This window comes from Streptomyces sp. NPDC047028 (genome assembly GCF_040644095.1).
Taxonomy (GTDB): domain Bacteria; phylum Actinomycetota; class Actinomycetes; order Streptomycetales; family Streptomycetaceae; genus Streptomyces.
Genome location: NZ_JBEYVS010000017.1, coordinates 1 through 13,266, shown reverse-complemented (window position 1 = coordinate 13,266; position 13,266 = coordinate 1). Strand labels below are relative to the sequence as shown.

Annotated in this window: 7 protein-coding genes; 4 read left to right on the top strand and 3 right to left on the bottom strand. The window is 73.5% G+C overall.

The features are described from left to right. The first annotated feature begins 136 nt into the window (after positions 1 to 136). Positions 137 to 3,451: a BTAD domain-containing putative transcriptional regulator gene (locus ABZ854_RS16945; RefSeq protein WP_361210817.1), complete on the top strand. Its 3,315-nt coding sequence runs from the start codon at positions 137 to 139 to the stop codon at positions 3,449 to 3,451. Here ABZ854_RS16945 and ABZ854_RS16940 read toward each other — a convergent pair. Then, entirely contained in the window at positions 3,448 to 5,604 is a 2,157-nt protein-coding gene (locus ABZ854_RS16940) for a sigma-70 family RNA polymerase sigma factor (RefSeq protein WP_361210814.1), read from the bottom strand. The two genes, ABZ854_RS16945 and ABZ854_RS16940, sit on opposite strands and share 4 nt — an antisense overlap. 485 nt (positions 5,605 to 6,089) lie before the next feature. Further along, the gene (locus ABZ854_RS16935; protein ID WP_361210812.1) at positions 6,090 to 6,950 is read right to left on the bottom strand and encodes a helix-turn-helix domain-containing protein; all 861 of its coding nucleotides are present in this window, start codon (positions 6,948 to 6,950) and stop codon (positions 6,090 to 6,092) included. A 378-nt stretch (positions 6,951 to 7,328) separates the two neighbouring features. Between ABZ854_RS16935 and ABZ854_RS16930 the strand changes: the two genes are divergently transcribed. Next, positions 7,329 to 8,708: an NAD(P)/FAD-dependent oxidoreductase gene (locus ABZ854_RS16930; RefSeq protein WP_361210810.1), complete on the top strand. Its 1,380-nt coding sequence runs from the start codon at positions 7,329 to 7,331 to the stop codon at positions 8,706 to 8,708. Positions 8,709 to 8,838: 130 nt separating this feature from the next. Further along, positions 8,839 to 10,557, top strand: a complete 1,719-nt coding sequence (locus tag ABZ854_RS16925; protein ID WP_361210807.1) for a SpoIIE family protein phosphatase — start codon at positions 8,839 to 8,841, stop codon at positions 10,555 to 10,557. Between the two features lie 276 nt (positions 10,558 to 10,833). On the opposite strand, the gene ABZ854_RS16920 is transcribed toward ABZ854_RS16925, so the two are convergent. Next, a complete protein-coding gene (locus tag ABZ854_RS16920; protein ID WP_361211156.1) occupies positions 10,834 to 12,096 on the bottom strand; it encodes an MFS transporter in 1,263 nt (420 codons plus the stop codon). A gap of 145 nt (positions 12,097 to 12,241) precedes the next feature. Here ABZ854_RS16920 and ABZ854_RS16915 point away from each other — a divergent pair, with 145 nt between their 5' ends. Then, positions 12,242 to 12,790 (top strand): MarR family transcriptional regulator, encoded by a 549-nt coding sequence (locus tag ABZ854_RS16915; protein WP_129308239.1) that lies wholly within the window; start codon positions 12,242 to 12,244, stop codon positions 12,788 to 12,790. The last annotated feature ends 476 nt before the right edge of the window (positions 12,791 to 13,266 follow it).

Genomic DNA, 13,266 nt, shown 5'->3' with positions numbered 1-13,266 from the left:
GCGCCGCACAGCACAGGCAGGCGGGGCAGCCGATCCCGGCCCGAGGGCTGCCGGGCCGGGACAGCCGATCCCGGCCCCGCAGCCCTTGGCCGCAAACTCCCGTGCCCCATCCCCACCACCCGGTGACAATGGCCCCGTGCGGTACAGAATCCTGGGCGTGGCCCGAGCGACGGACGACCACGGCGACCCCCTGTCCCTCGGCGGCCCCCGGCTCCGCGCCCTCCTCACCGCCCTGGCCCTGCGCCCCGGCCGCACCATCACGTCCGGCACCCTGATCGACGAGATCTGGTCCGGCGACCCGCCCCAGGACGCCCTCGCCGCCCTCCAGGCCCTCGTCGCCCGGCTCCGGCGCACCCTCGGCCGGGACACCGTCACCTCCACCCCGGGCGGCTACCGCTTCGAGGCCGCCGAGGACGACATCGACCTGCACGTCTTCGAACGCCTCACCCGCACCGGCACGAAGGCCCTCGCCGCGAACGACCCGGCCACCGCCCACCGTGCCCTCACCGACGCCCTCGCCCTCTGGCAGGGCCCGGCCCTCGCCGACCTCCCCGACCGTACGGCCGCCACCCGCCCCGAGGCGCTCCGCATGGAGGCGACTCGCGCCCGCGCAGCCGCGGCCCTCGACCTCGGCCGCGCCGGGGACGTCGTACCGGAGCTGACGGAACTGACCACGGCCCACCCCTACGACGAAGCCCTGCACGCCCTCCTCATCCGCGCCCTGCGCGACACCGGCCGGCCCGCCGACGCCCTCGCCGCGTACGAGTCCGCCCGCCGCACCCTCGCCGACACCCTCGGCGCCGACCCCGGCCCGGAACTCCAGGCCCTGCACGCCTCTCTGCTGCGCCCGCAGGCCCAGGCCACCCCCGCCGCCCCGCCGCTCGCCCCACCGCCCGAACGAACCGGCAACCTGCGTCCACGCCTTACCTCTTTCGTGGGGCGGGAACCCGAACTCGACGCCATTCGTTCTGATATGCACAGGGCCCGCCTCGTCACGCTCACCGGACCGGGCGGCTCGGGAAAGACCCGCCTCGCCGAGGAGGCCGCCGCAGGGCTGCCCCAGGCATGGCTGGTCGAGCTGGCCCCGCTCGACCGGCCGGAGGCGGTGCCCGGCGCGGTGGTCAGCGCGCTCGGTCTGCGCGAGACCGTGCTGCTGCCCCACGACCTGGCGACCCCGCAGGCCGACCCCACGGCCCTGCTCGTCGAGTACTGCGCCGCGCGCGGCCAGCTCCTGATCCTTGACAACTGCGAACACGTCATCGGCGCGGCAGCCTCCCTCGCCGAGACCCTCCTCACCCACTGCCCGGGGCTCACGATCCTCGCCACCAGCCGTGAACCCCTGGGCGTCCCCGGCGAGTCGGTGCGCCCGGTCGAACCCCTCGTCCCCGAGCAGGCGCACCGCCTCTTCACCGAGCGCGCCACCGCCGTCCGCCCCGACGCCGAGGCCGTGCTCCGTGACACCGAGGCCGTGGCCGAGATCTGCCGCCGCCTGGACGGCCTGCCCCTCGCCATCGAACTCGCCGCGGCCCGGCTCCGGCTGCTCACCCCGCGGCAGATCGCCGACCGGCTCGACGACCGCTTCCGCCTCCTCACCTCCGGGAGCCGCACGGTCCTGCCCCGCCAGCAGACCCTGCGGGCCGTCGTCGACTGGTCCTGGGAGCTGCTCGACGAGCGGGAGCGCGGTGCGCTGCGCGAGGTCTCGGTGTTCGCCGGCGGCTGGGACCTCGCGGCGGCCGAGGCCGTGTGCACCGGCCCGGCGGCGGAGCTGATCGGCGCGCTCGTCGACAAGTCCCTCGTCGTCGCCGCCCCCGACGGCCCGGACAGCACCGGCGGCATGCGCTACCGCATGCTGGAGACCATCCACGAGTACGCCGGCGAGCGTGCGGCCGAACTCCCCGACGCGCGCGCCGCCGCCGAACGGCGCCACCGCGCGTGGGTGCGCGCCCTCGTCGAGGAGGCGGAGCCCCGGCTGCGCTCGGCGGCCCAACTGCCCTGTATCGACCGCCTGGAGAGCGAACTCGACAACATCCGCGCCGCCCTGGACCGCGCGGTCCAGGGCGGCGACGAGGCGGAGGCCGTCGCGATCGTCCTCGCCATGGGCTGGTTCTGGTGGCTGCGCAACTACCGCCAGGAGGCCGTGGAGTGGATCGACCTGGTGCTCCGCCTGGGCATCGCGCTGGACACCCGGCGCGGGCAGGCGCCCCCGGGGAGCCCACTGTCCGAGCTGGTCGAGAGGGCAGACCAGGTCGGTGCCTTCCTCGCGGCGGACGACGATGCCGGTCATCCGCTGGGCGAGCGGCGCATGGACCTGCGGATGCTCTACCTGTTCATGACGTCCGAGACCGGCACCGCCGAGCTGCTGAACGACCCGCGGGCCCCGGAATACATCGCGCGCGTGCGGATCGCCTACGAGCGCGGCGGACCACAGGCCGCCCGGCTCCCGGGCATCGTCTGGCCGCTGACCGCCTACTACCTGGGCGGCCCGGCGGACGTCGGCCCCGACATGTCCGCGTCGGTCGCCAACTGCCGGACGTACGGAGGCGACTGGGAGGTCGGCGTCACCCTGATGTACCGCACGCACATGGTCGTCGACTCGCCCGGCAACCTGCGCGGCGTCGACGAGGACCTCGCCGAGCTGCGCTCGCTCAGCCGCCGCGTCGGGGACCGCTGGATGCGCGCCCAGGTGTGCAGCGCGGCCGGCGAGGCGGCCATGGCGCGCGGCAGGTTCGAGGACGCGCGTGGTGAGTACGAGGAGGCGCTGCGACTCGCCTACGAGGTGGGCGCGTACGCCGAGTCGCCGTTCCTGCTGGCCCGGCTCGCCGACGTGGCCCACCGCTCGGGTGACCGCGCGGCCGCCCTGGCCGCCCTGGACGAGGCGGGCTCGGCCGCCGACCGCTACGGGGTGGTGGAGTCCCGTGCCTTCGTCCAGCTGATGCGGGCGCGCATCGCCGTGCACGACGGGGACCTGCCGCTCGCGCGGGCGCTGTTCGACGGCACCCGGGCGATGGCGGCCGCCGGCACCCCGCCCCCGCAGTTCGAGGCGGAGCTGCGCGGGCTCGACGCCCTCATCACGGCCGGCGAGCTGGGCCCGGAACACGGTCTCATTGTCGTGACCGCCGCGCTGCGGGACGCGGTGGAGCAGCGGTGCGCCGAGGCGGTCACGGCGGCCCTGGTGGACATCGCCGCCGACCTGGTCGCCCGGCTCGACGATCTGCCGGGCGCGGTACGGCTGCTGGCGGCCGCCGACCACTGGCGCGACGGCAACCCGCGCCCCGAACCGGACCGCGCCCGCGCGGCCCGCGTCGACGCGGCAGCACGTGCGGCGATGTCCCCGCAGCGGTACGCGGCCGAACGCGCCCGGGGCGCGTCGTCCGAACCGGCGGACGTTCTACGGGACCTGGACCGGCCGGCGCCGCACCCGGCCGACGGGGAGAGCGGGGACCGGCCCTAGCGGCAGGTGAAGCGGGAGTCGGCCCAGTCGGCCAGTGCCGCCCGGTCGAAGGCGTTGCTGTGCGGTGCGACGACGAGCGTCACGGTACGGCGGCCGGTCAGGTCCACGTGCACCGGTACGGCCGCATCCCGGCCCTTGACCATGCCGGACTCCCACAGCCGCGCCCCGTCGGCGTACACGGAGAAGGAGACCTTGCCGAGCCCGAGGGTCAGGTCGTCCACACCGGCGAGCGCGTCGTAGGCGGTGCACGAGCGGTTGAGGTCGATGGTGACGGAGGAGTCGCCGCGGACGGTGACACCGCGCGCGTACTGCTTGCCGCCGACGGACATGCCGTAGCGCCGCCACACCCAGCTGCTCTCGCGCAGCCGCATCTCGGGCCGGGTTCCGTCGCCACCGATGTCGTAGCGCAGGTCACTCCACTGGTACACGACGGGCGCAGGCGGGGGAGGCGGCGTCGGGGTGGGCGTGGGTGTCCGGGTGGGCGCGGGCTTCGGCGGCGGTGTCGGGGTGGGCGTGGGCTTCGGGGGCGGTGTCGGTGTGGGACTCGGGGTCGGCCGTAGCGCCGGCTTGGGCGGCGGGGGCGGGGTGGGCCGCGGGGCGAGGACCACCGGTTCGGGCTTCGGCGCGGCCTTCGGCGGGGTGGGCGGCTTCTTCGACGGCGTGGGCGCGGGGGGCGTCTGCCGGACGATCGGCGCGGGTGGCGCCGGCTCGGCCACCTTGGCCGGATGGCTGTCGTTCACCAGGGCCAGTGCCACAGCGGCGGCGGCCACCGTGACCACCCCGGCGGCGATACCCGCCTTCACCGGCGCGCCCAGCCCCTCCGCGGCGACGGCACCGCCCGCGCCGCCGGCCCCGCCGGACGAGCCGCCGGCCGCGGCCGCAGCGCCCGCGGCGCCGGCCCCGGCGCCACCGGCGACGAGCCCGAGCGCCTTCGCGTATCCGGCGGCCCCGAACCAGCCGATGACCGCGACCGGAACGACGGCGGGGATGCCGCTCGCCACTTCCTCGATCTGCGCGGCGGCCAGCCGGCAACGGGCGCACTCCTCCAGGTGCTTGCGCAGCCCCCGCTCGGCGCGGACGCGCAGCTTGCGGCGTGCGTAGGTGCCGAGCTGGTCGGCGTAGCGGGCGCACTCCTCGTCGCCGGTGAGGGTGGCGCTGACGTGGGCCTGCAGATAGGCCTGCTTCAGGCCCTCACGGGCGCGGCTGGCCAGTACGCGCGTGCCGTTGGCGTCCAGACCGAACAGGACGGCGACCTCGCTCGGGGACTCGTCCTCCACCTCGGTGTGCCACAGCACGGCCTGCCAGCGTTCGGGCAGCGAGTGGAAGGCCCGCATCGCCATGGACTGCTCGGCCTCGTGCAGCGCGCGGACATCGGCGCCGAGGTCCAGCGTGTCGTCGTCGGCCACCTCGGAGGCGCCGCAGGCCTGCTGGGCGAAGACGGCGAAGTCGTCGACGAGTTGCTCACGCTTGGCGGACTTGGTCCAGTGCGCGGCGACCCGGCGCACGGAGGTGAGCAGGTAGGCGCGCACGGCGTGCTGCGGACCGGATCCGCCGCGCACGGCCTGCAGCATGCCGGCGAAGACCTCGGCCGTCAGGTCGTCGGCGGTGTGCCCGTCCCGGCAGCAGGTCCGCGCGTATCGCCGCACGGCGTCCGCGTGCCGCCGGTACAACTCCTCGTAGGCGGAGTCGTCCCCGCCCCGCATCCGCCCGATCAGCTCCCCGTCCGCCGCCGGTACCTCCCGCGGCGGCAGCACGCTCCCCTCCCGCTGAGCGGGAACGCTCTCTTCCCCGTCCCGGCGAAAGGACTCCCGCCGCCCGGAGACGCCTGGACCGAAGGAGGGCTGGTCATCGGCCGGCCCCCGCTGCCCGAAGGGGGGCCGGTCACTCGCAGGCCCCTGCTCACCGGAAGGACGCCGGTCATCCGCAGGACCCCGCTGGCCAGAAGGACGCCGGTCATCCGCGGGGCCCCGCCGACCGGAGACAGCACGGCCGTCGGCGGAATCCTGCTCACTGGAGGAACCGTGGCCGTCGCCGCGCTCCCGGGCACCGCCGGAACCCGGCCCACGGGACGGTCCGCGTCCGCCCTGGCTGGGCACCTGCGGCGACCCCAGCCCGGAGGCCTCGCCCTCGCCGCGTGACTCGTCAACGCCCATCCCGGAAAGCCCCCGACACCGGCCCAGCCCAACCCATCAACCCATCACGGCTCAGCCTGCCACATCCCCCTCCCCCGGGACCCCCACTCCCACCCGCATCCACCCGTCCGAGGACCCACACCCCACCCAGTACGGAAACCCACTCGAACGAGCACCCTCCGCCCGAACCGGCCAGCCGACCCCCGCAGACACCGGCCGCACCCCACAGGGGCCACCCACACTCAACCGTGAGAGCCGCAACTACCCCGCAGGCTCGCCGCGCCGAGGGGCCGCCGTCTCGGATCCGGCGGCCGCCAACGGTGATCCTGCCCTGCGGAAGCCACTCGCACCGGACCGTGAAAGCCGCAATTGTCCGACAGGCCGCCGCCCCCGAGCCGGCGGCCGCCGACGGTGACTGCGCCCCACAGGGGCCACCCGCACCCGACCGTGAAAGTTGCACGGGTGGTGCGGGTGGAAACAGAATCCCGTCGAAGGCGGGGCCGGCCTCAGGCGGGCCGGGACCGCAGGCCCTCCAGGAGGATGTCCAGCAGCCGCCCGGACGCCGCCGCCTGCTGCGCCGCATCCGGCAGGGAGGGCGCCGCCGTGGCGATCACGAGCAGCACGTCGGCCACGGACACGTCCGCCCGCAACGCCCCCGCGCCCCGAGCGCGGTCGACCAACTGCCCGACCACGTCGAGCAGCGCGGCGACCCCGCTGTCCTCGGCCTCCCCGCCCAGTTCCGAGCCGAGCACCGAAGGCTCCGGCACCAGCCGCAACTCGGCCGCCCCGGAAGCCCCCGGCTGCGACCGCTGCGCCGGCACCCGAGCCTCCTCGGCCGCCCCGGCCCCGGCCTCGGCGCCCACCTCGGGCTCCGCCTCGGCGACCCCGACCCGCAGCACCTGCGGCGGCAGCAACCGCCCCGCCCCCGACGCCACGGACGTCCGCAGGAACCGGGACAGCGCCGACCACGGCTCGTCCTCCTGCCCCAGCGCCGTCCGCGCCTGCTCGGTCAGCCGTGCGGTCTCCTCCTCGGCTATCCGCCGTACGAGGACGTCCTTGCTCGGGAAGCGCCGGTACACCGTGCCGACACCCACCCGGGCGCGCCGCGCCACATCCTCCATCGGCGCGCCGTACCCCAGCTCGCCGAACACCTCACGTGCCGCACGCAGCACGTGCTCCAGATTGCGCTGTGCGTCCACCCGCAGCGGCGTCGTCCGCGCGTCCGCGCGCCCGTTCGCCGCCGAGGCGACACCCGCCCCGGCGACTGCCGAGGCGACACCCGCGGTGTGCACCGCCCGGCCGCCGCCGTCACTCACCACGGCCGCCGCCGTCGCGGATGCCCAATGCGTCGTGTCCTGAACATGCATGTGTTTCCCCCGGTACATGACGTCTCCCCCCGGAGACTCCCCGTCACTGAATCAGGGATGCACGGAAAGCGGCATCGGTCCCGAGCGGATCCGCCCGTCGCGAACCCGTTCGACCACATTCCCTACACCCCGTCGACACACGAACATAGTTGAGAGGGGGTCAATTCAGAAGGGGGAGGTTCCGCACAGAGCGCCCCCCGATCGGAGTACGGGGCAGGTAAGTCCCGATTCCACACCTTCGCTCCCCCTCGTCCGCCCCCGCTGACCTGCCCCCTTTCGTCCACCCCCGGGGCCGCGCCCGGCCGCACGCACACACGCTCGCCGGTCACACAAATTGCCGGGGCTGTGGACAAACACCAGAGACGGGTGCGTCATGGGATGGTGAAGGAACGTGCGCGCATTCTCGTTGTCGGTGGCGGCTACGTCGGGATGTACACGGCGCTGCGGCTGCAACGGACGCTGAAGAACGAGCTCAGGCAGGGCACCGTCGACATCACTGTCGTCACTCCCGACCCCTATATGACGTACCAGCCGTTCCTTCCCGAAGCGGCCGCCGGTTCGATCTCCCCCCGCCATGTCGTCGTACCGCTGCGCCGCGTGCTGGACCAGTGCCACATCATCGTCGGCGAGGTGACCTCCATCGACCACGCGGTGCGCACCGCCGCCCTCAAGACGCTCGCCACCGAGGAGGAGGGCCGGGCCACCGAGCTGATCACCTACGACGAACTCGTCCTCGCCCCCGGCTCGATCTCCCGCACCCTGCCCGTCCCCGGCCTCGCCGAGCACGGCGTCGGCTTCAAGACCGTCGAAGAGGCCATCGGCCTGCGCAACCACGTCATCGAGCAGATGGACATCGCCTCCTCCACCCGCGACCCCGCGATCCGCGACGCCGCCCTCACCTTCGTGTTCGTCGGCGGCGGCTACGCCGGCGTGGAGGCGCTCGGCGAACTGGAGGACATGGCCCGCTACACCGCCCGCTACTACCACAACCTCCGCCCCGAGGACCTGAACTGGATCCTCGTGGAGGCCGCCGACCGCATCCTCCCCGAGGTCGGCGAGGAGATGGGCCGCTACACCGTCACCGAACTGCGCCGCCGCAACATCCAGGTCCTCCTCGGCACCCGCCTGGAGTCCTGCGTCGACCGGGTCGCCGTCCTCAGCGACGGCCGCCGCTTCCCGACCCGTACGGTCGTGTGGACCGCCGGCGTCAAACCGCACCCCCTGCTCGCCGCCACCGACCTGCCGCTCACCGACCACGGCCGGCTGAAGTGCACCGCCGAACTCGCCGTCGACGGCGCCGCACACGCCTGGGCCGCCGGCGACGCCGCCGCCGTCCCCGACGTCACGGCCACCGAGCCCGGCACGCTGACCGCGCCCAACGCGCAGCACGCCGTACGCCAGGCCAAGGTCCTCGGCGACAACATCGCCCACGCACTGCGCGGCGAGCCCCTGAAGACGTACGCGTACAAGTACGTCGGCTCCGTCGCCTCCCTCGGCCTGCACAAGGGCGTCGCCCAGGTCTACGGCCGCAAGCTGAAGGGCTACCCTGCGTGGTTCATGCACCGCGTCTACCACCTCAGCAGGGTGCCCACCTTCAACCGCAAGGCCCGCGTCCTCGCCGAATGGACCCTCGCCGGACTGTTCAAACGGGAGATCGTCTCGCTCGGCTCACTCGAACATCCCCGAGCGGAGTTCGAACTCGCGGCCGGTGGAAAGCCTCCTCACAGCCCCTCGGACGACCCGAAGGGGTCGTCCTGACCGGACCGCGGAACTCCACGGCCCGCTGAGGCGTCTGACGGATGCCGCCGCGGCCCGCACCTGCCAGACTGCCCCACGACCTTGGACGGGCACCCGCCCGTTCCTCAGCACCCACGAGGCTTTCCCCACTGTGAACTTCACGCGCTGGAGCGCCCGGCTCCCCGGAACACAGCGCCGCGCCGCCGCGCGGACCGACGAGCAGGCGGTCCCTGCGGACCGGCGGGGAGAAGGCTCGGTACCCGCGGCCCGCGTCGAACAGCTGACCGACATCGATATCGACCCGGGCGCCGGCACCGGCACCGCCGTCGGCACCCTGCCGACCGGCCCGGCCGTCGACCAGCTGCCCGCGCGCGACGTCCTCGACCGCGTACCCGCCCTGGTCGCCCTCGTCCACGGCCCCGACCACCGCATCGCCTACGTCAACGACGCCTACACGGCGGCCTTCGGCGTACGGCCCCTGGGCGCGCCGGCCCGCGAGGCGCTCCCCGAACTCGCCGAACTCGGTCTGCTGCCGCTGCTCGACCAGGTGCTGCGCAGCGGCAAGCCGCGCACCCTGAAGTCCCGCAAGGCCGTCGACGGCCGCTCCTACACCTTCACCTGCACCCCTGCCGCCGACGGCACGCGCGGCACCGGCGACAGCGGGGACCGGGACGGGGGCGGGGCGGTGCTCGTCTTCGCCACCGATGTCACCGACCACGCCGAGGCCGCCGAACGCCTGCGCGCCAGCGAGCGCCGCCAGCGCGAGACGGCGGTCACCCTCCAGCGCTCCCTCCTCCCGCAGGAACTGGAACAGCCCGACGACCTGCGCATCGCCGCGACCTACCAGCCCGGCGGCACCGAAGCCGCGGTCGGCGGCGACTGGTACGACGTCATCACCCTCGGCGGCGGCCGCACCGCGCTCGTCATCGGCGACGTCATGGGCCGGGGCGTGCGCGCCGCCGCGGTGATGGGCCAGCTCCGTACGGCGGTCCGCGCGTACGCCCGCCTCGACCTGCCCCCGCACGAGGTGCTCCAGCTCCTCGACGGCCTCGCCGCCGAGATCGACGCCAACCAGATCGCCACCTGCGCGTACGCCATCCACGACCCCAACGAGGGCCGCCTGGTGTACGCCTCCGCCGGCCACCTCCCGATCCTCGTCCGTGACGAGAACGGCACGGTCCGGCGCGCCGACGAGCCCACCGGGCCGCCGCTCGGCACCGGGGGCTGGATGCACGCGTCCGGCTCGATCCCCCTCGGCCCCGGCGCGACGGCGGTCCTCTACACCGACGGCCTCGTCGAACGCCGCAACGAGGACCTGGACGAGGGCATCGCGGCGCTGGAGCGGGCCCTGTCGGGAGCGACGGGGAGCCCGCAGGTCGTCTGCGACCGCCTCGTCCGCTCGGCCGGCGTCACCGCCGACCACGACGACGACGTCGCCGTCCTCGTCCTGCAGCATCCCGCGTGGAGCGGCCCCGAGGGCGAACTGTTCCGCAACGCGGCGCTGGAACTCCTCGGCGGGGTGGAGGCGGCGCCGCGCGCGCGGGCGTTCGCCTCCGGCGTGCTGACCAGCTGGCGGTTCCCCGCCGAACTCCACGATCTGGGGGTGCTGGCCGCGAGTGAGCTGGTCGCCAACTCGCTCCAGCACGGGACGCCGCCCATGCGGTTGCGGCTCCGCCGCACCGACCGGCGCCTGATCATCGAGGTGACCGACGGCAACGATCATCTGCCCCGGCGCCGGCAGGCGGAATTGGCCGACGAGTCCGGGCGCGGGATCGCCATCGTCGCCACGATCGCCAGCCACTGGGGTTCCCGTAGGACGCCCGGCGGCGGCAAGGCCGTCTGGTGCGAGTTCCTCCTGCCGAGAGCTTGACCAACCCGGGTGCGGGTCGCCTTCCGGCGTGGGTCCGTCGTGGCTGGTCGCGCAGTTCCCCGCGCCCCTTCAGGGCGCTTTCAGGGCGCTGCCCCGCCGGGCCGTCGTCCGCCTGCGGGCGCGTCGTGGCCGCTCGCGCAGTTCCCCGCGCCCCTGACGGGGCACGTACTCAGCTGCGTGCGGGAGTGCCTCCCCCAGTGCCTAAAGGGCCTGGGGGGGACCCCCGGCGAGCGCCGGTGAGCGGGCCCACCCCGGCCCGCCGAGGTGCCGGTGCGCCTACGCCTCCGCGGTGACCGGTTCCACCGAGGGGCCTCGGGCGATCACGCGGCTGCGGTAGAGCCATGGCCTGTCCTGGGCCGGAGACAGGTGCCGCCCGAGGCGTATGGCGAGCGCGCTGATGCCCAGCGACACCAGCAGGAACGTCACGACGTACGGCCCGTGCAGGGACGCCGCCAGCGGACCCCCCACCGCCGGCCCCACGGCCAACGCCAACTGCTTGACCAGCGCGAACACCGAGTTGTACTGCCCGGCCAGCCCCTCCGGCGCCAGATCCGCCACCAACGGCGCGACCGTCGGAGACAACATCGCCTCACCCAGCCCGAACAACGCGTACGTCGACACGAACGCCGCCGTCGCCATCTCCTGGCTGCCGTGCCCGAGCCCCGCGTACCCCGCGGTCACCCAGGCCACCGCCCAGATCAGCCCCACACCGGCGATCACCCGCGACCGCCGCCGCCGCTCCACGAACTTCAGCACCGCGAACTGCGCGACCACGATCATCATCGTGTTCGCCGCCAGCGCCGTCCCCAGCGCGGACGTCGATATCCCGGCCGCCTCGACCCCGTACGCGCTCAGACCCGACTCGAACTGGCCGTAGCACGCGAAGAACAGCACGAAGCCCAGCACACACAGCTGCACCATCGCACGGTTGCCCAGCAGCCGCTTCCAGCCGCCCTTCGCAGCCGACCCGGCCGGCGCGTCCTCGATCCGCGGCGAGTGCGGCATCCGCACCGTCGACATCACGACGACCAGCACCAGGAACATCGCCGCCTCGATCGCGAACAGCAGCGTGAAGGAGGAGACCCGCGTCGTGTCGACGAGGTGGCCGCCTATGAGCCCGCCCACGCCCAGTCCGAGGTTCTGCAGGAAGAACTGCGTCGCGAACGCCCGCGACCGGGTGTCCGCCGAGGAGCAGTCCACGATCATCGTCGCGAGCGCGGGCTGCATCACGGCCTGCCCGGCCCCCAGCGCCGCCGCCGACAGCAGCACCGCCACGGCGTTCCCCGCGAGCCCCAGGCTCAGCGCGCCCAGTGCGGCAAGGACCAGGGCGGCGAGCAGGACCGGCAGGGGGCCGCGCCGCACGATCGCCCGGCCGGCGAACGGCAGCACGATCAGCGCGGCCACGGCGAAGACGGCGAGCACGAGTCCCGCCGTCATGGCCCCCAGCCCCCGCACCTGCGCCACGTAGACGTACAGGTAGGGGACCGTGAAGCCGAGCCCGAAAGCGCTGAGTGCGTTGCCCACGTGGATCCGGCGCATCGCTGCGCCCGTCGCCCTGGTCACGTTCACCTCTTCCACAAGTGAGTGAAGCCTTAGGAGTGAAGACTTCAAAGCTAAAGTTCGAAGCTAAAGACTACACACCGAAGGACTTCAAGGCAAAGTCGCCGCGTGCGATACTTCGGCCATGGCCGAGACCCCCGGCGTCACGGAGCCGACGCTCGAAGAACAGATCGCCGCCTACCAGCGCGAGTTCCAGGACCTCGACCCCCAGGTCGAGAAGATCGTGTCGGCGCTGTCCCGCCTGAACCGCCGTATGAACGTCGCGTACGGCCGTCAGACCGCCGACCTCGGCATCAGCAACGCCGAGTGGGAGGTGCTCAAGGCCCTCGTGCTGTCCGGCGCCCCCTACCGCCTGGGCCCCAGCGACCTCGCCAAGCGGCTCGGCCTCACACCTGCCGCCATGACGCACCGCATCGACCGCATGGTCACGGAGGGCCTCGTCACCCGCGAGCGCGACGAGTCCAACCGGGTCAGGGTCATCGTCGAGCTGACGCCCGAGGGCCGCGAGAAGTGGCTGGAGGCGATGCGCCTGGCGACCGTCTTCGAGGAGGACCTGCTCCAGGACCTGACCCCCGCCGAGCGGGCGGTCCTCGGCGAGGTCCTGACCAGGCTCCTGCGCCGCGTCGAGCACGCCCAGCCGGACGCCGGCGGCCGGCTCAGCGACCTGGACTGAGCCCGCGAAAAGATCTTGACAGGGGATGCTTGACACGCCTCCGCCCGGTCCGTACAGTTCTCCGGGTTGCCACCGAGCCGTAACGGTTCTCCGACAACACATCCGCCGCCTCGAGCGGCATCTCACACCACCAGCACGATCTCCCGACGGGATTGATTTCGGCGTGCCCGAATTCAATTCGAATAGGGAGCCGGCGGCCCGATTGGGAATCGCCGGCCGGATCCGCTAAGGTTTGAGACGTCGGAACGGCCTAACAGCCGCGAAGACAAACCCCACTGACTGGGGGTCAGGCCCGAAAGAGTCTGATAGAGTCGGAATCGCCGGAAAGGAAACCGCGAAAGCGGAAACCTGGAAAGCGCCGAGGAAATCGGATCGGAAAAAGATCTGATAGAGTCGGAAACGCAAGACCGAAGGGAAGCGCCCGGAGGAAAGCCCGAGAGGGTGAGTACAAAGGAAGCGACCGTTCCTTGAGAACT

What these genes read in the sequence shown, in the direction of transcription:
- ABZ854_RS16930 (WP_361210810.1), top strand. Translation starts at nt 7,329, where the DNA reads ATGGTGAAGGAACGTGCGCGCATTCTCGTTGTCGGTGGCGGCTACGTC.
- ABZ854_RS16940 (WP_361210814.1), bottom strand. Translation starts at nt 5,604, where the DNA reads ATGGGCGTTGACGAGTCACGCGGCGAGGGCGAGGCCTCCGGGCTGGGG.
- ABZ854_RS16915 (WP_129308239.1), top strand. Translation starts at nt 12,242, where the DNA reads ATGGCCGAGACCCCCGGCGTCACGGAGCCGACGCTCGAAGAACAGATC.
- ABZ854_RS16920 (WP_361211156.1), bottom strand. Translation starts at nt 12,096, where the DNA reads ATGCGCCGGATCCACGTGGGCAACGCACTCAGCGCTTTCGGGCTCGGC.
- ABZ854_RS16935 (WP_361210812.1), bottom strand. Translation starts at nt 6,950, where the DNA reads ATGCATGTTCAGGACACGACGCATTGGGCATCCGCGACGGCGGCGGCC.